Origin of the sequence: Polynucleobacter sp. HIN11 (genome assembly GCF_030297675.1) — a bacterium.
In the GTDB taxonomy this organism is placed as follows: Bacteria; Pseudomonadota; Gammaproteobacteria; order Burkholderiales; family Burkholderiaceae; genus Polynucleobacter.
This window is the reverse complement of the sequence record NZ_AP028142.1, coordinates 88713-107891: the sequence shown is the minus strand read 5'-3', so window position 1 is coordinate 107891 and position 19179 is coordinate 88713. Positions and strand designations below refer to the sequence as shown.

The following is a 19179-nucleotide window of genomic DNA, read 5'->3' as shown; positions in this document are numbered from 1 at the left end:
CCAGCAAACCCATGATTTTTAGGGAGAGAGTTGTGGCATCCAAGATGATGAAAGAATTCCGGGCCTTTGCGGTCCGCGGCAACGTCGTTGACCTGGCGGTCGGTATCATCATTGGCGGCGCCTTCGGAAAAATCGTCGATTCCCTGGTCAATGACATTGTCATGCCCCTCATTTCTACCCTACTAGGGGGCAGGATTGACTTTACCAACCTGTTTATAGTTCTTGGCACAGTACCGGATAACGTACCAAGAACCTTTGATGCACTCAAAAAGGCTGGCATCCCTATCTTTGCCTACGGCAACTTCATCACCATCCTGATTAATTTCATCTTGCTCGCATTTGTGATCTTCCAGATGGTCAAAATCATCAACAAAATAAGAGCAGAAGAACCAAAAGAGGCACCCCCAACACCCGAAGATATTGTGCTGTTAAGAGAAATTAGAGATAGTTTAAAGAAGTGAGTCTAATAACGACTCATTTCCGATATGCAAGCAGAGTAACTTCGCTTAGTATTTTTAAGAAAATTAGCACAAACTTGTGAATCAAAACCCACCTCCATTTGTTATTCAACTCTTTGAGCTAGTTAAATCAAATAAGCTTGCTAATAATCAAAAGCTTTTATTGGAGGGAATCTCAAAAAAAGAGGGGCTATCTTATGTTTTTGAATTAGGCCTCCTTTGTGCAAATAATGGAAAAATAAATGATGCATTGCTTATTTTCGAGTCTTTAAAAACCGAAATAAAGAATGATGAAAGAATTTTTTATAACTTGGGACTTTTATATTCACTTCAAAGCAAACTTCATACCGCAATCGCTTGTTATGACTCAGCAATTCAAATAAAACCGAATGATGCAGCAAGTATTATCAACAAAAGTCAATTACTCATCCAATTAAAAAAGTTCGATGAGGCGAATAAATCCCTTGACGAAGCAATAAGCATTGATCCCAGCTTTCCTGAGGCATGGTCAAACAAAGGAATTGCCCTCAATCATTTAGAGCGATATTTAGAAGCATTGATAGCTTTTGATAAAGCAATAAAACTAAATCCTTTATATAGCGAGGCTTACGCCAACAAATCGAATTCTCTAATCAAGCTTAAGCGGCACTCTGAAGCGATTAATGCATGCGAACAGTCAATTCAAATACAACCTAATTTTGATGCTCTATTAAATAAAGGCATCGCACTAAATGAGCTAAAAAAATATGAGTCAGCAATCTTATCGTTTGATGACACATTAAAAATTGACTCTCGGTCTGCTGTTGCTTTCTTTGGCAAAGGTATTGCATTCACTGGCTTAGATAAGGATGAACATGCAATCCGTGAATTTGATAACGCCCTACTCATTGATCCTGATTATTTTGAGGCATTATTAGCAAAAGCATTCACTCTTAATAAAATAAAAAAATTTGCAAACGCAATTAGTGGTTTTGATGCAGCTTTATTGATTGATGACACCTCTTCGAAAGCTTACTACGGCAAGGGTGCTGCGCACGTTGGCTTAGCACAAAATGATAAGGCTCAATTATTTTTTGATCTTGCCCTAAGGCACGATCCGAATTTTAGGTTGGCGCAGTGGTCAAAAGTATTTGCCATCATTCCCTCTATTTTGGGTGCGAAAAATGATGTCAATTCAATTAGAGAAATTTTCACCACTGAATTTATAAAACTCAAAAACAGCTTGTTAAGTGACGTAAATCTTAAGTCAAATGAAATCATTGAGATTGTTGCGTCAACTCAACCTTTTTACCTCGCTTATCACAATTTCAATAACAAGAATATCCTGTCTGAATATGGAGATCTCTGCTCAAAATTGATGGGTAAAGCAGTTTCTATTCAGTCAAGCCCCGAACAAAACACTCCCAGGTTAAAAATTAGGCTTGGAATCGTCAGCGGTCATTTCAGAAATCATTCTGTTTGGCATGCACTCACTAAGGGAATGATTAAAAATTTAAATAGGGAGGCCTTTGAGATTCATCTTTTTAGCACCAACCCCTATTGTGATAAGGAAACAGATTTTGCTAAAGAAAATTCGGATTCTTTCACCATTTATTCTCACGACATAAATGCTTTTGCCCAAGAAATTGTTAACAAAAAAATTGATTTTTTGTTCTACCCCGAAATTGGCATGGATCAACTAACCACTCAACTTGCAAGTTTGAGGCTCTCTCCTACACAGCTGGTTGGATGGGGACATCCGGAGTCAAGTGGCTTGCCCACAATTGACTACTATGTGTCCTCTGAGCTTTTTGAGCCCCCAAATGCCACTAATTATTATTCTGAAAAGCTAGTTCAATTACCGAATCTTGGCTCGTACTACGTTGACCCAGTTAATATTCAATCTACAAAGGCTCAGCCTCTGTCCCAATTTCCCTCCGATATCCCAGTCCTCATCTGCCCAGGAACGCCCTATAAATATCAACCAGATAGCGATTGGATTTTTGCTGATATAGCTAAACGGTTGGGTGCTTGTAAATTTGTGTTTTTTAACCTTGAAGACCCGCTGGCCAGTGTTTTGAGCAATCGTCTTGAAAATGAATTCAGCAAACATGGTCTTGATTCAAAAGGGTTTATTTCATTCATGCCATGGCTAGACGCGCGTGAGTTTCATGGTTTATTGAAGTCTTCGACGGCGATGCTTGATACCCTTCATTTCTCTGGATTTAATACTGCTATCCAAGCTATCGGATGCAATCTGCCAGTAGTTAGCCATGATGGTAATTTCTTGCGCGGCAGGCTTGGGAGTGGGATATTGAAACGCATTGGACTTACAGAACTGGTAGCAAAAGATTCAGCAGAATATATTCAGTTAGCAGTAAGGCTGTGCCAAGATTATTCGTTCCGTAAAAATGTTAAAGATAAAATAATTGAACGAAAGTCAACTCTCTATGAGGATATTGAGCCAATTAAAGCGTTTGAGGCTTTCATGATTAACCATTCTCTTAGTGTCAAGTAATCCATTAAATAGTGAGTTTCCCTTGTTAAATTCTTATCAGAATATCTACTATAAATTTTCATAATGAATCCTCAAGTTCACTTCCTTTTAAACAAAGCGCTTGAGTCACTTGGAAATTCAAATTTGGATTCTGCTGAGCTTTATTTAAAACAAGCATCAAAATTACAAGCTCATAATCCACATGTTTTAGGACTCTTGGGCATCGTTTATGCACAGCGCGGCAACTATCCAGATGCACTCAAATTCCTAAATGATTCTCTACGAATCCTGCCAAAAAATCCCTTAACTCTGAGTAGTCTCGGCAATACATATCTTGGACTTAAAGATTATGAGAATGCTCTTGATGCGTATAAAAGAGCAATTAAATTTGAACCCAATTTCTTTGAGGCTTGGTCTAATGCAGGTAATGCCCTACAGGAACTCAAGCGATTTGAAGAAGCGATCACTCATTACGATAAGGCCCTTAGTTTAAAACCAGACTACGCAGAAGCTTGGTCTAATAAAGGTAATGCCCTACAGGAACTCAAGCGATTTGAAGAAGCGATCACTCATTACGATAAGGCCCTTAGTTTAAAACCAGACTACGCAGAAGCTTGGTCTAATAAAGGTAATGCCCTACAGGAACTCAAGCGATTTGAAGAAGCGATCACTCATTACGATAAGGCACTTAATCTGAAGCCGGATTACGCAAAGGGATATGCAAACAAGGGAAATGTGCTCAATGAGTTAAAGCGCTTTGATGAAGCCATCGCACATTACCACCAAGCCCTTAAACTTAGTCCTAATTATGCTGAAGTATATTCTTGCATAGGAAATACTTTACTTGAGCTTAATCAAATTGATGATGCAATAGCCCATCACAACAAGTCTTTGGATCTTAACCCTCATAATGCTGCAGCTTGGCTCAACAAGGGTGTAGCTCTAAATGAGCTTAAGCGTTATCGGGAGGCAATTGATTGCTATAGCAAGGCATTGAATTTAAGACCCGATATTTATTGGGTGTATGGATATCTTATTCATGCAAAAATGAAAATTGGTAACTGGTTTGATTACTCTGACTCTCTTAAATATATTGCTCAAAAAATTATTTCGGATGAAAAAGTAATTAGCCCTTTTGTATTACTCTCTCTGAGTGATGATCCCCAGCTACATAAGCAAACTAGCAAAATTTTTTCAGAACATAAATTTCCTGAAAATTTTTCTTTAGGGGCAATTTCTCACCACAATAAAAAAAATGAAAAAATTAGAATTGCCTATTTTTCTCCTGATTTTCGTGGCCACCCTGTTTCTTATTTAACTGCTGAGCTGTTTGAAAAACATAACCGCAATCGGTTTGAGGTATTTGCATTTTCTTTACAAAAAGCCCCTCCCGACGACCCAATGAGAGCCCGCCTTAAAAGAGCTTTTGATGAATTTATCGAAGTTGATGATCTTTCCGACCGCGAAACCGCTCTGTTAGCGCGAAACCTTGGAGTTGATATTGCCATTGATCTAGCAGGTTTTACCCAACACTCGAGAACTGGAATATTTTCCTTTCGAGCCGCACCTATACAAGTTAACTGGTTAGGGTATCCAGGGTCTTCTGGTTCAAATTTTATCGACTACATAATTGCCGACCAAACGGTTATTCCGAGGTCTCATGAGCGTTTTTATTCTGAAAAGGTAGCATATCTTCCGAATAGCTATATGGTGGATGACTCCAACCGAATTCCATCAGGAAAAATATTCTCGAAGGAAGAATGTGGATTGCCACAAGATAATTTTATCTTCTGTTGTTTTAATAATGACTTTAAATTTAATCCTTATGTATTGGATCGTTGGTCAAGAATTTTACTTGCAGCAAAGAATAGCGTATTGTGGATTTCAGAAAACAACAATGAATTCAATATGAACATAAAAAGTGAATTCGAAAAGCGAAAGATTAATCCATCAAGAATTATTTTTGCTAGCCGTCTCGATTCCATGGGTGACTACTTAGCTAGATATGCCTTGGCTGACTTATTTTTAGATACTCACCCGTACGGTGCCCACACAACTGCTGTCGACTCTCTTAAGTCAGGAGTTCCTGTGCTGACACTCATAGGCCAGTCGTTTGCAAGTCGCGTAGCTGCAAGTTTATTAAATGCCATTGGACTACCAGAGCTCATTACTCATAGCTCAGAAGAATACGAAATGATGGCTATTGATTTGGCTACCACACCGAGGAAATTAGAAACAATAAAGCTTAAATTAGCTACTAACCTTCAGAATACGCCCTTATTTAAAACTTCCGTATTTACTAAAAATCTTGAATCAATTTATCTGAAAATGTATGAGCGTTATCAGCTAAATTTACAGCCGGATCATATTTTTATTCATTAAGTATTCGTTTTTTAATCAGTTACTATGCTGATAACATATGAATCAAACTTATTATATGTTTGATTCATATGTTTTGATTGTCTTAATTATTAAATCTGTTTTTAAATTTTCTGAATACGGATTAATCATCTGATTGTCCTGTCGAGACGAAGATTGATTTGGTTTTTTATAAAAATAGAATTGACTTAATTAAAAACCCACTGTGTTTCCACAGTGGGTTTATTTGCTACAACTAATCTTCAACTAGCCGAAGCTAGCATCAAATTAGAACGTGTGACGTACACCAACAGCGTAGTTGTTGGCATTGGCGCTCAAATTACGTGGACCGTAAGCATTTGCGTCAGTTGCACGAATCACATAGTTACCAGAGGTAGAAGATGTGTTGCTTGCACCAAAGATTGCATACAAGTTGGTACGCTTGCTCAACCAGTAGTTGGAACCAATCTGATAGCCAGTGAAGTTAGCAGTTGGGTTGCTTACACCAAAGGCGCTGGTACGACCCATACCAGCCGAGCCCCAGAGCTCAACAGTCTTGGTTACGTTTCCACGCAAACCAATTTGCTGAGCAGTACGTTTTGCGTAGGCATTTGAGTCGAGACCAGATTCAATCTTGCGATTAATATACTGAGCATAAGCCTTGACAATACCAAAGTCATATGTAGCACCTACGTACCATTGATTGTCATTAAGGTTGGTCAGAACGCCTGATTGAACGTTTTGAGTAACGGTTGTTGCCGCCCCACCGTTATTAGCACCAATTGCTACTGCGTTTGTTTGCTCAGTCCAAGCGTTTTCTTGCTTAAATGACTGATAGTTAGCGGAGATCAAGAATTTTTGAATTGCGAAATCCAATCCGAGGCCCCAGCCTGTGCTGTTGGTATTGCCACCTGTATAACCAACGCCGTTGGTGTAGTTGGCTGTTGCAGTAGTTGCGGCCGTGCCACGATAGGTTGTTTGGTTCTCATCACGAGAATTTTGCACGTAAAAGGCCTTGCCTTTGAAGCCAGAGAAGCTCTCAGACTCAAAACGGATCATGTTGTTGGCACGAACAGTGTAACCAGCGTTGGCGTTGCTTGCACTACCGTCTTGGTTGGTCAAACCAGTGTTCTGAGGATAAATCACGTCACCAACCAAGTTGTTCAATTGGTTAGCACCAGTTGCACCAACTGCCTCATGGATTGGGGTGTACTGGGTACCAATACGTGCGTTACCCATTCCTTTTTGACCCAAACCAATAAATGCTTGACGGTTATTAAATGGCGATAGGCTGCTTTGATTTGGCTGAAGGCCAGTTTCAAAGGTAAAGAATGCGGTTGTACCACCACCCAAGTCTTCCGTACCACGGAAGCCTAAACGGCTGGTAGTCTGAGCAGATTGGCCAAGCAGACTTACTGTTTCAGCAACATTAACTTGATTAGCTGATGAGTTAACTGTAGATGCCTTGGCATTACCACCCACATATCCCACATCCAAAATACCGTATACGGTTACGCTTGACTGAGCTTGAGCAGCACCAGCAAACGCACCGACTGCGGCGAGTGCAAATAGTGATTTTTTCATTGTTTAAATCTCCATAAATTAAGAAATGCCCGAATTCCTTCGAGACCATTGAATTATCCCGTTTTTGTATGTAAATACAGCCTTTTGAGGCTTTTTTATGGCTATTCGTTGTATTGGTGCAACAGAGATTTTTGTTTGATTTAATCAATATAAATCAATGAGTTACAGAATTATTCTGATTTTTCTTCTTCAGATTCGGTTTTGGGTAAGTAGAAACGAGCAATAAATAGCCCCAGCTCGTAGAGAAGGCACATGGGAATGGCCAAAAAGAGCTGGGATAAGACGTCCGGTGGGGTCACAATCGCGGCAATCACAAAGGCCCCAACAATCACATAAGGTCGAATCTCTTTTAACTTTTCTAGGCTCACAATCCCCATCTTGACTAAAACAACCACCACCACCGGGACCTCAAAGGTGATCCCAAAGGCCAAAAAGGTCGACATCGCAAAGCTTAGGTATTTATCAATATCAGTCGACATATCGGCACCCAGGGGTGCGTTATAGCTCGCCATGAACTGGAAGACGGTTGGGAAAACCAGGAAATAGGCAAAGGACATACCAACCAAAAATAGTGAGTAACTGCTTACTACTAATGGAAGGATTAGTTTTCTCTCATGGGTATAGAGGCCTGGGGCAATAAAGGCCCACATTTGATAGAGAACAATCGGTAGCGCAATCAAAAATGCAACCAGCATCGTGACCTTCATCGGCACAAAAAAGGATCCGGTTACATCGGTCACGATCATCTTGCCCCCAGCTGGAAGGGCATCTAAAAGTGGCTTGGCAAACAAATGAAAGATATCGGGCGCCCAATAAACAAGCGACAGAAAAACAATGATCACTGCTATGGCGGCTTTGATCACCCGATCGCGCAACTCAAAGAGATGCGACATGAAGGTTTCTTGAAAACCCTCGCCCTCTTTTGCAGTCTCTTCGCTCTGACCTGGTTTGGTATCGGACATCGTGATTTGTTCTTTGTTCTTGATTTTTTACTTACTCAATACCGGACGTTTAAATCGCTTAACCCTTGCTGCACCCGATTGCACTCGAGTGCGCACACCCGCTGAGTGTTTATACCAAAGGGGTCTGGCGGTGCGCTTGACGCCCCAACTATCCCTACCCTGACGCAGAGCATCTCGATAGACCTTAGTCACATCCGGCGCAGAATCTAAGAGCGAACTGGAAAACTCATTGGTCGTAGGCTCGGCCTGATCGCTCAGGTTTACATTCGCCTCTTGGACTGTGGCATTAAGGGTACTTTCCATCTCCCGCATGGCGTCGGCGCTGGCCTCACGAAGCTTCTTGAACTCATCGAGCTCAATTTGGCGGTTGACCTCAGTACGAACTTCGGCCATATAACGCTGCGCGCGCCCAAATAAATTGCCCGCCATGCGAGCAACTTTGGGTAAACGTTCGGGGCCCACCACAATCAAAGCCACCACTGCAATCAGGGCGAGCTTTGATACACCAAGATCAATCATCGATGCATCGCTGGTATTTAGTTTGTGTGTTTGGTTTGATCAGGTCTTACGACTTGTTCACGTCCTTGGCTTGCACATCAACAGTCTTTTCACCAGCAGGGGTCTGCGACTGAATCTGTTCGGTCTTGGCTTCATCACCATTTTTCATACCATCTTTGAAGCCTTTTACGGCACCGCCTAGATCAGAACCAATATTACGGAGTTTCTTGGTACCAAAGACCAACAAAATAATGACCAGTACGATTAACCAGTGCCAAATACTAAATGAGCCCATCTTAATTTCTCCTCGGATTATTTTTTCCAGGGGCGCGGCCCGCCCATCACATGCAAATGCAAGTGATAAACCTCCTGACCCCCATCCGCGCCATTGTTCACCATCACCCGAAATCCCCCCTCCTTACCAGGGCGACATCCTTCTTGGGAAGCTAAACGCGGGGCTAATTCCAACATTCTACCCAGCAATGGCGCGTCGTGGGCAGTCGCTGACTCCAACATTGGTATGTGTTTCTTAGGAATCAGCAATAAATGCACTGGGGCGGCCGGATTAATGTCCTTAAACGCCAGGATTTCATCATCCTCGTAGACCTTTTGGCAAGGAATTTCCCCTGCAACAATCTTGCAAAAAATGCAGTTTGGGTCATAGCTTGGGTGTTTCATAGGCAGGCATCTTACCTGAATTAAGCCCAAAAACGGGCAAATTGGGGGTAAGCACTACGTTTTGCGACTGGCCTTCTCAGTAATACCCGAAGTGCCCTCGCGACGCTTGAGTTCGGCTAGTACATCTTCGGGACGCAAATTGAACTTTGAGAGCGCCACCAGGCAGTGAAACCACAAGTCAGCCATCTCGCCCACCAATAACTGTTGGTATTTGGGGTCAAGCTGATTCTGGCGAGAATCCTTGGCCGCCATCACGGTCTCGGTCGCCTCTTCCCCAATCTTCTTCAAAATCGCATCGTCACCCTTGGTAAACAACTGAGCAATATATGAACTTCCGGCATCGATCTTGCCACTCGCTAAATCAGCACGACGGCTATCGACCACATCGGCCAGATGCGCCAAGATGGAATCGAGGTTGAGGTTTTGGTTGAATTGATTCGGGCTACTCATGGCTTCATTGTATCGACCCAATTGCTCGCCACAGAGTCCCACTCGTTAAAAAAGCAACTGTGTCTGCCGGTATGGCAAGCAATTCCGTCTTTTTGATCCACGATTAGTAAAAGCGTATCGCCATCGCAATCTAACCGAATCTCTCGCACGGTTTGCGTATGACCCGACTCTTCGCCCTTATGCCACAACTTGTTACGCGAGCGCGACCAATACACTGCCTCACCCTTTTGCAAGGTTTGCAGTAGAGACGCTTGATTCATCCAAGCCATCATCAATACATCACCCGATGAAGCCTCTTGAGCAATCACGGGCACCAAACCTTGCTCGTTCCAAGCAATGCGATCAAGCCATGGACCAGCTTGCAAACCCGATATCTTTGTAAATTTAGCCTTGGTCATGATGATTAGAGTCTAATCGCAATTCCTTGCTCTGCCATATAGTGCTTAGCCTCTTGCACGCTGTGCTGTCCATAATGAAAGATACTTGCTGCCAGTACCGCATCGGCTCTCCCAATTTGGATGCCATCGACTAGATCTTGCAAGCCGCCCACACCACCAGACGCAATCACAGGCACAGGTACTGCTTTACTTACCGCAGCAGTGAGTTCCAGATCAAACCCATCCTTGGTGCCATCGCGATCCATGCTGGTGAGCAGGATCTCACCGGCGCCGCGCTTTGCAACTTCCTTGGCCCACTCGATGGCATCGATACCCGTACCCTTGCGTCCACCATGCGTGAACACCTCCCAACGCTTGGGGGCGGTTTGCTTGGCATCAATTGCTACCACGATGCATTGCGAGCCATAATGCGCGGACGCATCCGAGACCAAATCTGGATTGGCAACTGCTGAGGAGTTCATGCTCACCTTATCAGCGCCAGCATTCAGTAAGCGACGCACGTCCTGAGTGGCGCGCACTCCACCGCCCACCGTCAAAGGAATAAATACCTTCGATGCCACCGCTTCAATGATGGGCAAAATCAGATCACGGCCATCCGATGTTGCAGTGATATCTAGGAATGTGAGTTCATCAGCACCTTGCTCGTTATAACGCTCTGCAACCTCCACCGGATCTCCAGCGTCTTGCAAGCCAACAAAATTAATTCCCTTAACAACCCTGCCTGCAGTGACATCGAGGCAAGGAATAATACGTTTGGTCAGCATCGTTTGCCTACTTGGCTTTGCTGAGTTGATCAGCGTACTGTTGTGCCTCGGTTAGATCAATATCGCCGGTGTAAATGGAACGCCCTGCAATCACGCCCATGACGCCCTCATCTTCGACCGCACATAAAGCTTCAATATCTTTTTTACTCGAGAGACCACCACTCGCGATCACCGGAATACGAACCGATTGTGCAAGCTTCACCGTCGCCTCTAAATTAATACCCTTGAGCATGCCGTCACGCCCGATATCGGTGTAGATAATAGCCTCAGCGCCGTAGTCCTCAAACTTCTTTGCAAGATCGATCACTTCATGACCGGTTAACTTACTCCAACCGTCGGTGGCGACCTTGCCATCTTTAGCATCTAAGCCCACCATGATGTGACCAGCAAATGCAGTACACGCATCTTGTAAAAATCCGGGGTTCTTCACCGCAGCTGTACCAATGATGATGGTGCTAATGCCATCATCGAGTAAGCGCTCAATCGTTTCTAGATCGCGGATACCGCCACCTAATTGCACGGGAATGTCATCGCCCACTGCTTTCAGAATCGATTTGATTGCAGCCTCATTCTTGGGCTTGCCCGCGAAGGCGCCGTTGAGGTCAACCAAATGCAAACGGCGCGCGCCTTTACTCAACCAATGCTTGGCCATCGCCGCAGGATCTTCGGAGAACACGGTGCTACGGTTCATATCACCTTGCTCAAGACGCACACAGTGTCCGTCTTTAATATCAATGGCAGGTATTAACAACATAAGATCATCTTGTTGAAATCAATCAGGGTCGCCAAGCGACAAAGTTTTGATAGAGCTTAAGTCCGTATTGAGCACTTTTCTCGGGATGGAACTGCGTAGCAAAAATAGTATCGCGAGCCACGGCCGATGTAAACCACCCGCCGTAATTCGTTGATCCTACAGTATCTTCTGGGTTACCCACCTCCACATAATAACTGTGCACGAAGTAAAAACTCGTCATGTCAGGGATGCCATGCCACATCGGGTGATCACGGTCTTGGCGAACCTGATTCCATCCCATATGCGGGATCTTAAACTCCGAACCATCTTCTTGCGTGCCAGACAAATGAAAACGCTTAACCTTCCCTGGCATCAGCGCAAGGCACGCCGTATTGGTTGTTACTCCGGGTTTGCGCTCTTCACTCTCTTCAAAAAGCATTTGCTCGCCCACACAGATACCAAAAAGTGGCTTCTCACGCACCGACTGCATCACTGCATCCATGAGACCTGAAGAACGGAGTTGCTTCATGCAATCGGGCATGGCGCCCTGTCCAGGCAACACCACACGGTCTGAACGCAAAATTTCGGCAGGATCGCTCGCAATTGTAATCTTGCACTCTGGGGCCACATGCTGCAGAGCCTGCGAGACCGAGCGCAAATTACCCATTCCATAATCAACAATAGCGATGTGCATCGCGATCTCAATAATTTGTTGGTAAAAGAAGTGTGTCTACAAACTTCCCTTAGTGGATGGCACCGCATGGGGTGAACGTGGATCGATACTCAAGGCCATACGCAGTGCACGCCCAAAAGCCTTAAATACGGTCTCAATCTGGTGATGCGCATTCACACCGCGAATGTTATCGATGTGCAAGGTTACGCCGGCGTGGTTTACAAAACCTCGGAAGAACTCGATGCTTAAATCCACATCAAAGTCACCCACCCGCGCACGGGTAAAGGGTACGTTGAACTCTAAGCCTGGCCGACCGGAGAAATCTATCACAACGCGCGACAAGGTCTCATCGAGCGGTACATATGAGTGGCCATAACGTGTAATACCCGCTTTATCGCCAACCGCTTTCGCAATCGCTTGGCCCAAAGTAATACCGACATCCTCCACGGTGTGGTGATCGTCAATATGAGTATCACCCTGGGCATGCACCTTGAGATCGATCATGCCGTGACGGGCAATTTGATCGAGCATATGATCTAAAAACGGCACCCCGGAGTTTAAATCCGCTTTGCCGGTACCATCCAAGTTCAACGTAATTTGGATCTTGGTCTCTGAGGTATTACGACTGACATCTGCTTGGCGCATGGTGTGTGAATAAAAATAATAAGTCTTAAGCGTTCATAATATCATTTGTCATTCAAAATCAATCACTTCACCAGTTTTTCATTGTTACTCTTTGGACCCCATTGCGATGAGCCTCTTTTGGAACCCCGATCTGCAGAACTTAAGCCCTTACGTTCCTGGGGAGCAGCCCAAACACCAGAGACTTGTCAAACTCAATACCAATGAGAGCCCCTATGGGCCCTCGCCCAAAGCCTTAGCAGCAATTGCTGCAAGTAATCACGAGGGCTTGCGGCTTTATCCCGATCCGGATGCCAAGGCTCTCAAAGAAGCCATCGCAAGACACTATGGCTTAGAACCCAATCAGGTATTTGTGGGCAATGGCTCGGATGAAGTACTCGCCCATGTGTTCTTGGGACTTCTCAAACACCCAAAGCCCCTTCTCTTTCCCGATATCACCTACAGCTTTTACCCCGTCTATTGCCAACTGTTTGGGATTGACTACCAAACGATTGCGCTCGATAGTCAATTTGCCATTCACTTGGATGACTACATTCAGAAAACAAATCAGTTAGGCGGAAATGGTGGGGTCATCTTTCCGAACCCAAATGCGCCCACCGGTCGCGCTCTACCGCGCGCAGCAATTGAAGGGTTTCTAAAAATCAATACCCAAAGCATGGTGGTGGTTGATGAGGCCTACGTGGATTACGGCACCGAATCGTGTGTACCACTCTTACGCAAACACTATCCCAATCTTCTGATCACCCATACGCTCTCAAAATCGAGGGCCTTGGCAGGACTGCGGGTTGGTTACGCTTTAGGTCACCCCGACTTAATTACGGGACTAGAACGCGTGAAGAATAGTTTTAACTCCTACCCCTTAGGTCAATTAGCGCAAGCCGGTGCGATTGCCGCGATTGAAGATCAGGCGCATCTTGATGCGATTACTCAAAAGGTCATTAAGACCCGAGAAGTCTTCATTGAAAGCCTAAATAATCTGGGCTTTGAGACGCTTCCATCAAGTGCTAACTTTGTCTTTACCCAGCATCCAAAACACGATGGCGAGAAATTGTATTTAGCCTTAAGAGAGCGCGGCATCATCGTGCGCCACTTCAAAACACCACGGATTAAGAATTACCTTCGCATTACGATTGGCACGAATGAGCAAATGAACATCCTCATCGATGCCTTGCGCGACATCGTCTCGTAATTTTCTGTAGTGGGGCTCAGTTAATTATTTTTTCGTGAGCCGCATCTCGGCTGCGCGCGCATGCGCCTGTAAACCTTCACCATGCGCTAAGGTACTGGCGATAGGACCTAAGGTTTGTGCACCCGCCTCACTCACCTCAATGAGGCTCGAGCGCTTAATAAAGTCATAAACACCTAAAGGTGAAGAAAAACGTGCGGTACGCGCGGTAGGTAAAACGTGATTGGGTCCAGCACAATAATCACCCAATGACTCACTGGTATAAGAGCCCATAAAAATAGCGCCTGCATGCCGAATCTGCGCTGCCCATTGATCGGCATTGTTTGCGCAAATCTCTAGGTGCTCAGCCGCAATCAAATTAGCGATCTGACAAGCTTGTGTCATATCGTCCACCTCAATCAAGAGCGCCCGATTTTGCAAGGATGCGCGAATCACTTTCTCTCTAGGCATCTGCGGCAATAGCTTCTGAATACTCGCATCGACTCGATCAATGAACTCTTTGTCAGGACAGAGCAAAATCGATTGGGCGAGCTCATCGTGCTCGGCCTGCGAAAACAAATCCATCGCAATCCAGTCTGGATCGGTAGACCCATCACACAACACCAAGATCTCGGAGGGGCCTGCAATCATATCGATCCCCACTCGACCAAATACTCTGCGCTTTGCCGCTGCTACATACGCATTACCAGGGCCTACGATCTTGTCGACTGCCGGCACGGTTTGGGTTCCATACGCCAGTGCGCCAACTGCCTGTGCTCCGCCAATCGTAAAGACCCGATCTACTCCTGATAGATGAGCGGCTGCTAGCACCAAAGGATTGCGCGCACCATCGGGTGTGGGCACCACCATCACAACCTCACCAACCCCAGCAACCTTGGCAGGAATGGCATTCATCAGCACAGAAGATGGATAAGCCGCCTTACCACCAGGCACATAAATACCAACACGATCCAAGGGCGTAATTTTTTGACCTAAGCGCGTACCATTGCTCTCGGTGTACTCCCACGAGTGGCAACCAGTTTCTATCTTCTGTCGCTCGTGATAGGCGCGCACTCGCTCGGCCGCAGCGCGCAAGGCACTTGCTTGCTCTTGCGCAAGAGATTGATAAGCCGCGGCAAGATCAGCAGAGGTAATCTCAAGATCGCCAACCTGATTGACTGCTAAGCGATCAAATTGCTGGGTGTATTGCAACAGTGCCGCATCGCCCTCGCGCTCAATGCGCTCCAGAATCCCAAGCACAATCTGATCAATGGCTTGATCGTCGGCTGATGGAATGGACAAGCTAGACAGCAAGGTCTTTTCAAAGCCAGCATCACGGCTGGTCAGGCGTCGAATCTTGACACTCATGGCTGCCAAATACTCAGGATCTTTTGTAATTGAGCGCGCTTACGCTTAAATGATGCTTGATTCACGATTAAGCGTGCACTGATATCGGTAATGGACTCGACCTCGACTAGGTTATTGGCACGCAAGGTGTTGCCGGTGGATACCAAATCCACAATCGCATCGGCTAAGCCCACTAAGGGAGCTAACTCCATCGATCCATATAAATGAATCGTATCGATATGCACGCCCTTATTAGCAAAGTGCTCACGGGCGCAGTTGACATACTTGGTGGCCACCCGCAAACGCGATCCCTGGCGTACCGCCGCTGCATAATCAAAGCCATTTTTGACAGCCACTGCCATCCGACAACGCGCGATTCCTAAATCAATCGGGATGTATAAACCGTCGCTGCCTTTTTCTAACAGAACGTCTTGACCCGCAACGCCAAAATCCGCTGCACCAAATTGCACATAGGTGGGTACGTCCGATGCACGGACAATGATGATTTGCACCTCTGGATTAGAGGTCGGAATAATTAACTTACGGGATTGCTCAGGATCTTCAAGCGGACGAATACCCACCTTTGCTAAAACAGGGGCGGTTTCTTCAAAGATGCGTCCTTTGGACAAGGCTAAAGTCAACATAATGACCCATTATTTCATGCGGCGGATGTTTGCGCCAAGTTGGGTCAATTTCTGCTCCATACGATCGTAACCACGATCAAGGTGATAAATCCGATCCACTTGGGTCTCACCTTGAGCCGCTAAGCCAGCAATCACAAGGCTTGCGGAGGCACGCAAATCGGTCGCCATCACCGTTGCACCCGAGAGCTTATCAACACCCTCCACAATCGCGGTATTGCCCTCGATTGAAATATCGGCCCCTAAGCGATTGAGCTCTTGCACATGCATAAAACGGTTCTCAAAAATGGTCTCGGTGATGCGTGAGCTACCCCCGGCAATGGCATTGAGCGCCATAAACTGCGCTTGCATATCGGTTGGAAAAGCCGGGTACTCGGAGGTCCGAAAGCTCACTGGCTTTGGACGACCATTCATCGATGCAGAAATCCAATCGGCACCCTTTTTCATTTTGAGACCCGCCTCTTTAAGCTTTACTAAGACAGCATCTAAGGTATCTGGTCGGCAGTTCTTCAGAACAATCTCACCACCGGTGGCTGCTACTGCACATAAGAAGGTGCCGGTCTCAATACGATCTGCAATCACATGATGACTTGCTCCGTGTAAGGCGGGAACCCCCTCGATCACGAGGCGATCACTACCAATGCCACTGATCTTTGCACCCATCTTGACCAAAAGTTCTGCCAAATCACCGACCTCGGGTTCACGCGCCGCGTTTTCTAAAATTGTCGTTCCTTCTGCAAGGCAAGCCGCCATTAAAAGATTTTCTGTACCGGTCACGGTAATCATGTCGGTCAGGATCGCATTACCCTGTAAGCGAGTATTGGGCTCTGCAATCTTCGCAACGATAAAGCCCTTACGAATTTGGATGCTCGCCCCCATCGCCTTCAAACCTTTGATGTGCTGATCTACCGGTCGTGCGCCAATTGCACAGCCCCCGGGTAGCGATACGGTTGCACGTCCCATCCGCGCCAAAAGAGGGCCCAAAACCAAAATCGATGCCCGCATGGTTTTTACTAACTCATAGGGTGCCTCAGGGCTTGAAATCGTTCCGGCTTGCAAAATCAAATGGCTGCGATCATTGGGATTCGGAAACTCTAAAGTGACGCCCATTTGTTGCAAGAGCTTTAACATCGTGCGCACATCTTGCAAATCAGGCACATTAAAGAGCTCGACCGGGTCAGCCGTTAATAAGCTGGCACACAAAATGGGTAGAGCGGCATTCTTAGCACCCGCAATATTGATCTCGCCCTTAAGGGGGGCTCCCCCTGTCATCACTAATTTATCCATACGCTGATCTCAGATAATTTATTGAGCCGTAAACTCATCAGGCGTAAAGGCTTTAATCGAGAGCGCATGAATCTCGGCCTTCATTCGATCACCCAAGGCTGCGTAGACCAACTGATGGCGCTGCACCAAGCGCTTGCCTGCAAACTCGGGGCTCACGATGGTGGCATAAAAATGTTGCCCATCACCCTCGACCTCTAAATGCGTACAAGGGAGCTTCTCGCTGATATAGCTTTTCACTTGCTCAGGGGTAGGAAACATCGCAATCCTTCATTAATGGCGTAATTTATAACCCGATTGTAGTAAACGCAGAGCCAACCCTGAGACGACCAAGAAAAAAGTGCTAACGATCGCAAGGCTTAGCCAAGGGGAGACATCCGAGACCCCAAAAAATCCATAGCGAAAGCCATCAATCATGTAAAAAAATGGGTTCAGGTGTGAAATGAATTGCCAAATCTCTGGTAAGGAATGAATCGAATAAAACACACCTGAGAGCATGGTGGCGGGCATGATCAAAAAGTTCTGAAAGGCAGCTAACTGATCAAACTTATCGGCCCAAATACCCGCAATCAATCCCAAGCCACCCAAGATCGCGGCCCCCATGAATGCAAACAACACAATCCAAACAGGGTTATGCATTGCCGGCACATCAAATAAGAGAGTAATGATTAAAACACCCAGACCCACCACAACTCCCCGAAATACTGCAGCCAGCACATAGGCTGAATAAAACTCCAAATGCGTTAGAGGTGCCAACAAAACAAACACTAAGTTACCGGTAATTTTGGATTGAATTAATGAGGAAGAGGTATTGGCAAATGCATTTTGTAACACGCTCATCATGACCAACCCCGGAATTAAAAATGCCGTGTAGGTTAACTTGTCATACACCACCAAACGACCTTCTAAAACATGCCCAAAAATCATTAGGTATAGCACTGCGGTCAAGACAGGGGCAGCAACCGTTTGAAAGGCAACCTTATAAAAACGCTTAATCTCTTTGCGAAGCAAAGTTGGAAAACCACTACCGTATTCAAATGGAATTGGCATTGCGACTACTCTCCCGCCATGATCTGAATGAATACATCCTCAAGATCGACCTCTTGACCTGCTTGCGCCTTATGGGATCCGTAGCGTGCGAGCAAATTTTGAGTAGTATCCAATGCCACCACTTGACCAGACTTGAGCATCGCAATCCGACCACATAAACATTCAGCCTCTTCTAAATAGTGCGTGGTGAGCAAAATGGTATGGCCATCTTGATTAAGCCGACTAATAAATTTCCAGAGGGACTGACGTAGCTCGACATCCACCCCAGCAGTTGGCTCATCCAACACAATCACTGGAGGACGGTGAACCAGGGCTTGCGCGACCAGAACGCGCCGCTTCATACCCCCAGAGAGCGAACGCATATTACTGTTGGCTTTACTGGTTAAGTCGAGATGCGTCATGATCTCATCGATCCAATCGTCATTGTTCCGAATCCCAAAGTAACCCGATTGAAACCGCAAGGTCTCGCGCACTGTAAAAAAGGGATCAAACACCAGCTCTTGAGGAACCACACCGAGTAAACGACGCGCCTCAATAAAATTAGTTTGCACATTCGTGCCCATAATGAATGCACGACCAGAATCAGGGCGGCACAAACCAGCCAAAATAGAAATGAGAGTGGTCTTACCAGCGCCGTTGGGGCCAAGCAATCCAAAAAACTCGCCCTCTTTGATATCTAAAGAAACATCCTTGAGGGCTTGCAATGAACCATACGATTTACTTAAATGCTCGACTAAAACTGCGGACTGCATAAATTATTGAAGTCCTAAAAGATCAGTCACTCCGTAGACACCAGCGAGCACTTTTAACTTCGCAGGAGGATTTAATACCACCAAGGATTGATTGCGCTTTTGGAGCTGACGACGCCATGCGAGCAAAACCGCCAGTACACTTGAATCAAAGTCAGACAGGGCAGAACAATCGACTTGATAATCCTTAGTAAATGCCTCACTACCCTGCTTTGTAATCTTCTCGGCATTCGTCTGGTTAACTTGGTGAGGTAAAGCAAAACTCATAT

The 19179-nt window shown here is 45.6% G+C and carries 22 protein-coding genes; 4 read left to right on the top strand and 18 right to left on the bottom strand.

What is annotated here, in order from left to right; all coding sequences use genetic code 11:
* The first annotated feature begins 44 nt into the window (after window positions 1-44).
* From mscL to QUE60_RS00600, 3 genes are all read left to right on the top strand, one after another.
* Window positions 45-461, top strand: coding sequence for a large conductance mechanosensitive channel protein MscL (gene mscL, locus QUE60_RS00610; protein ID WP_286224685.1), 417 nt, complete (start codon window positions 45-47; stop codon window positions 459-461).
* Window positions 462-537: 76 nt separating this feature from the next.
* Entirely contained in the window at window positions 538-2955 is a 2418-nt protein-coding gene (locus QUE60_RS00605) for an O-linked N-acetylglucosamine transferase family protein (RefSeq protein WP_286226868.1), read from the top strand.
* Between the two features lie 63 nt (window positions 2956-3018).
* Window positions 3019-5316 (top strand): O-linked N-acetylglucosamine transferase family protein, encoded by a 2298-nt coding sequence (locus tag QUE60_RS00600; protein WP_286226867.1) that lies wholly within the window; start codon window positions 3019-3021, stop codon window positions 5314-5316.
* Between the two features lie 264 nt (window positions 5317-5580).
* On the opposite strand, the gene QUE60_RS00595 is transcribed toward QUE60_RS00600, so the two are convergent.
* From QUE60_RS00595 to hisB, 11 genes are all read right to left on the bottom strand, one after another.
* Window positions 5581-6876, bottom strand: a complete 1296-nt coding sequence (locus QUE60_RS00595; protein WP_286226866.1) for a porin — start codon at window positions 6874-6876, stop codon at window positions 5581-5583.
* A 170-nt stretch (window positions 6877-7046) separates the two neighbouring features.
* A complete protein-coding gene (gene tatC, locus QUE60_RS00590; RefSeq protein ID WP_286223820.1) occupies window positions 7047-7838 on the bottom strand; it encodes a twin-arginine translocase subunit TatC in 792 nt (263 codons plus the stop codon).
* A gap of 27 nt (window positions 7839-7865) precedes the next feature.
* Window positions 7866-8357 (bottom strand): Sec-independent protein translocase protein TatB, encoded by a 492-nt coding sequence (gene tatB, locus QUE60_RS00585; protein ID WP_286223819.1) that lies wholly within the window; start codon window positions 8355-8357, stop codon window positions 7866-7868.
* Between the two features lie 46 nt (window positions 8358-8403).
* Complete coding sequence (tatA, locus tag QUE60_RS00580; protein WP_286225468.1) at window positions 8404-8631, bottom strand: Sec-independent protein translocase subunit TatA; 228 nt, start codon at window positions 8629-8631, stop codon at window positions 8404-8406.
* 17 nt (window positions 8632-8648) lie between these two features.
* On the bottom strand, window positions 8649-9014 hold the full coding sequence (locus QUE60_RS00575; protein ID WP_286223817.1) for a histidine triad nucleotide-binding protein: 366 nt from the start codon (window positions 9012-9014) through the stop codon (window positions 8649-8651).
* Window positions 9015-9068: 54 nt separating this feature from the next.
* On the bottom strand, window positions 9069-9464 hold the full coding sequence (locus tag QUE60_RS00570) for a phosphoribosyl-ATP diphosphatase (protein ID WP_286226864.1): 396 nt from the start codon (window positions 9462-9464) through the stop codon (window positions 9069-9071).
* Window positions 9461-9862 (bottom strand): phosphoribosyl-AMP cyclohydrolase, encoded by a 402-nt coding sequence (gene hisI, locus QUE60_RS00565; protein WP_286223815.1) that lies wholly within the window; start codon window positions 9860-9862, stop codon window positions 9461-9463. The genes QUE60_RS00570 and hisI overlap by 4 nt, the downstream gene beginning before the upstream one ends.
* A gap of 5 nt (window positions 9863-9867) precedes the next feature.
* The gene (hisF, locus tag QUE60_RS00560) at window positions 9868-10626 is read right to left on the bottom strand and encodes an imidazole glycerol phosphate synthase subunit HisF (RefSeq protein WP_286223814.1); all 759 of its coding nucleotides are present in this window, start codon (window positions 10624-10626) and stop codon (window positions 9868-9870) included.
* A gap of 7 nt (window positions 10627-10633) precedes the next feature.
* On the bottom strand, window positions 10634-11380 hold the full coding sequence (gene hisA / locus QUE60_RS00555; protein WP_286223813.1) for a 1-(5-phosphoribosyl)-5-[(5-phosphoribosylamino)methylideneamino]imidazole-4-carboxamide isomerase: 747 nt from the start codon (window positions 11378-11380) through the stop codon (window positions 10634-10636).
* A gap of 22 nt (window positions 11381-11402) precedes the next feature.
* Window positions 11403-12053 (bottom strand): imidazole glycerol phosphate synthase subunit HisH, encoded by a 651-nt coding sequence (gene hisH, locus QUE60_RS00550; protein WP_286226862.1) that lies wholly within the window; start codon window positions 12051-12053, stop codon window positions 11403-11405.
* Window positions 12054-12089: 36 nt separating this feature from the next.
* Window positions 12090-12677: an imidazoleglycerol-phosphate dehydratase HisB gene (gene hisB / locus QUE60_RS00545; protein ID WP_108507634.1), complete on the bottom strand. Its 588-nt coding sequence runs from the start codon at window positions 12675-12677 to the stop codon at window positions 12090-12092.
* Window positions 12678-12783: 106 nt separating this feature from the next.
* On the opposite strand from hisB, the gene hisC reads away from it, so the two are divergent.
* Window positions 12784-13863: a histidinol-phosphate transaminase gene (hisC, locus tag QUE60_RS00540; RefSeq protein WP_286226861.1), complete on the top strand. Its 1080-nt coding sequence runs from the start codon at window positions 12784-12786 to the stop codon at window positions 13861-13863.
* Between the two features lie 24 nt (window positions 13864-13887).
* Here hisC and hisD read toward each other — a convergent pair whose 3' ends face one another.
* Genes hisD through QUE60_RS00505 form a run of 7 tightly spaced genes read right to left on the bottom strand, consistent with a single transcriptional unit; the run spans window position 13888 to window position 19177 of the window.
* Window positions 13888-15207 carry a histidinol dehydrogenase gene (gene hisD, locus QUE60_RS00535; protein WP_286226860.1) on the bottom strand — a complete coding sequence of 440 codons (1320 nt, stop codon included), beginning with the start codon at window positions 15205-15207 and terminating at the stop codon, window positions 13888-13890.
* A complete protein-coding gene (hisG, locus tag QUE60_RS00530) occupies window positions 15204-15830 on the bottom strand; it encodes an ATP phosphoribosyltransferase (protein WP_286225461.1) in 627 nt (208 codons plus the stop codon). The genes hisD and hisG overlap by 4 nt, the downstream gene beginning before the upstream one ends.
* A gap of 9 nt (window positions 15831-15839) precedes the next feature.
* Complete coding sequence (gene murA / locus QUE60_RS00525) at window positions 15840-17114, bottom strand: UDP-N-acetylglucosamine 1-carboxyvinyltransferase (RefSeq protein ID WP_286226859.1); 1275 nt, start codon at window positions 17112-17114, stop codon at window positions 15840-15842.
* An 18-nt stretch (window positions 17115-17132) separates the two neighbouring features.
* Window positions 17133-17372: a BolA family protein gene (locus QUE60_RS00520; RefSeq protein WP_286223807.1), complete on the bottom strand. Its 240-nt coding sequence runs from the start codon at window positions 17370-17372 to the stop codon at window positions 17133-17135.
* A gap of 12 nt (window positions 17373-17384) precedes the next feature.
* Window positions 17385-18161 carry an ABC transporter permease gene (locus QUE60_RS00515; RefSeq protein WP_286226858.1) on the bottom strand — a complete coding sequence of 259 codons (777 nt, stop codon included), beginning with the start codon at window positions 18159-18161 and terminating at the stop codon, window positions 17385-17387.
* A gap of 5 nt (window positions 18162-18166) precedes the next feature.
* The gene (locus QUE60_RS00510) at window positions 18167-18913 is read right to left on the bottom strand and encodes an ABC transporter ATP-binding protein (RefSeq protein WP_286223805.1); all 747 of its coding nucleotides are present in this window, start codon (window positions 18911-18913) and stop codon (window positions 18167-18169) included.
* Window positions 18914-18916: 3 nt separating this feature from the next.
* The gene (locus QUE60_RS00505; protein WP_286226856.1) at window positions 18917-19177 is read right to left on the bottom strand and encodes an STAS domain-containing protein; all 261 of its coding nucleotides are present in this window, start codon (window positions 19175-19177) and stop codon (window positions 18917-18919) included.
* Window positions 19178-19179: the final 2 nt, after the last annotated feature.

Coding starts and splice junctions, on each gene's coding strand:
- mscL (WP_286224685.1), top strand. CDS start 45: ATGATGAAAGAATTCCGGGCCTTTGCGGTCCGCGGCAACGTCGTTGAC.
- QUE60_RS00600 (WP_286226867.1), top strand. CDS start 3,019: ATGAATCCTCAAGTTCACTTCCTTTTAAACAAAGCGCTTGAGTCACTT.
- QUE60_RS00595 (WP_286226866.1), bottom strand. CDS start 6,876: ATGAAAAAATCACTATTTGCACTCGCCGCAGTCGGTGCGTTTGCTGGT.
- tatC (WP_286223820.1), bottom strand. CDS start 7,838: ATGTCCGATACCAAACCAGGTCAGAGCGAAGAGACTGCAAAAGAGGGC.
- tatB (WP_286223819.1), bottom strand. CDS start 8,357: ATGATTGATCTTGGTGTATCAAAGCTCGCCCTGATTGCAGTGGTGGCT.
- tatA (WP_286225468.1), bottom strand. CDS start 8,631: ATGGGCTCATTTAGTATTTGGCACTGGTTAATCGTACTGGTCATTATT.
- QUE60_RS00575 (WP_286223817.1), bottom strand. CDS start 9,014: ATGAAACACCCAAGCTATGACCCAAACTGCATTTTTTGCAAGATTGTT.
- QUE60_RS00570 (WP_286226864.1), bottom strand. CDS start 9,464: ATGAGTAGCCCGAATCAATTCAACCAAAACCTCAACCTCGATTCCATC.
- hisI (WP_286223815.1), bottom strand. CDS start 9,862: ATGACCAAGGCTAAATTTACAAAGATATCGGGTTTGCAAGCTGGTCCA.
- hisF (WP_286223814.1), bottom strand. CDS start 10,626: ATGCTGACCAAACGTATTATTCCTTGCCTCGATGTCACTGCAGGCAGG.
- hisA (WP_286223813.1), bottom strand. CDS start 11,380: ATGTTGTTAATACCTGCCATTGATATTAAAGACGGACACTGTGTGCGT.
- hisH (WP_286226862.1), bottom strand. CDS start 12,053: ATGCACATCGCTATTGTTGATTATGGAATGGGTAATTTGCGCTCGGTC.
- hisB (WP_108507634.1), bottom strand. CDS start 12,677: ATGCGCCAAGCAGATGTCAGTCGTAATACCTCAGAGACCAAGATCCAA.
- hisC (WP_286226861.1), top strand. CDS start 12,784: ATGAGCCTCTTTTGGAACCCCGATCTGCAGAACTTAAGCCCTTACGTT.
- hisD (WP_286226860.1), bottom strand. CDS start 15,207: ATGAGTGTCAAGATTCGACGCCTGACCAGCCGTGATGCTGGCTTTGAA.
- hisG (WP_286225461.1), bottom strand. CDS start 15,830: ATGTTGACTTTAGCCTTGTCCAAAGGACGCATCTTTGAAGAAACCGCC.
- murA (WP_286226859.1), bottom strand. CDS start 17,114: ATGGATAAATTAGTGATGACAGGGGGAGCCCCCCTTAAGGGCGAGATC.
- QUE60_RS00520 (WP_286223807.1), bottom strand. CDS start 17,372: ATGTTTCCTACCCCTGAGCAAGTGAAAAGCTATATCAGCGAGAAGCTC.
- QUE60_RS00515 (WP_286226858.1), bottom strand. CDS start 18,161: ATGCCAATTCCATTTGAATACGGTAGTGGTTTTCCAACTTTGCTTCGC.
- QUE60_RS00510 (WP_286223805.1), bottom strand. CDS start 18,913: ATGCAGTCCGCAGTTTTAGTCGAGCATTTAAGTAAATCGTATGGTTCA.
- QUE60_RS00505 (WP_286226856.1), bottom strand. CDS start 19,177: ATGAGTTTTGCTTTACCTCACCAAGTTAACCAGACGAATGCCGAGAAG.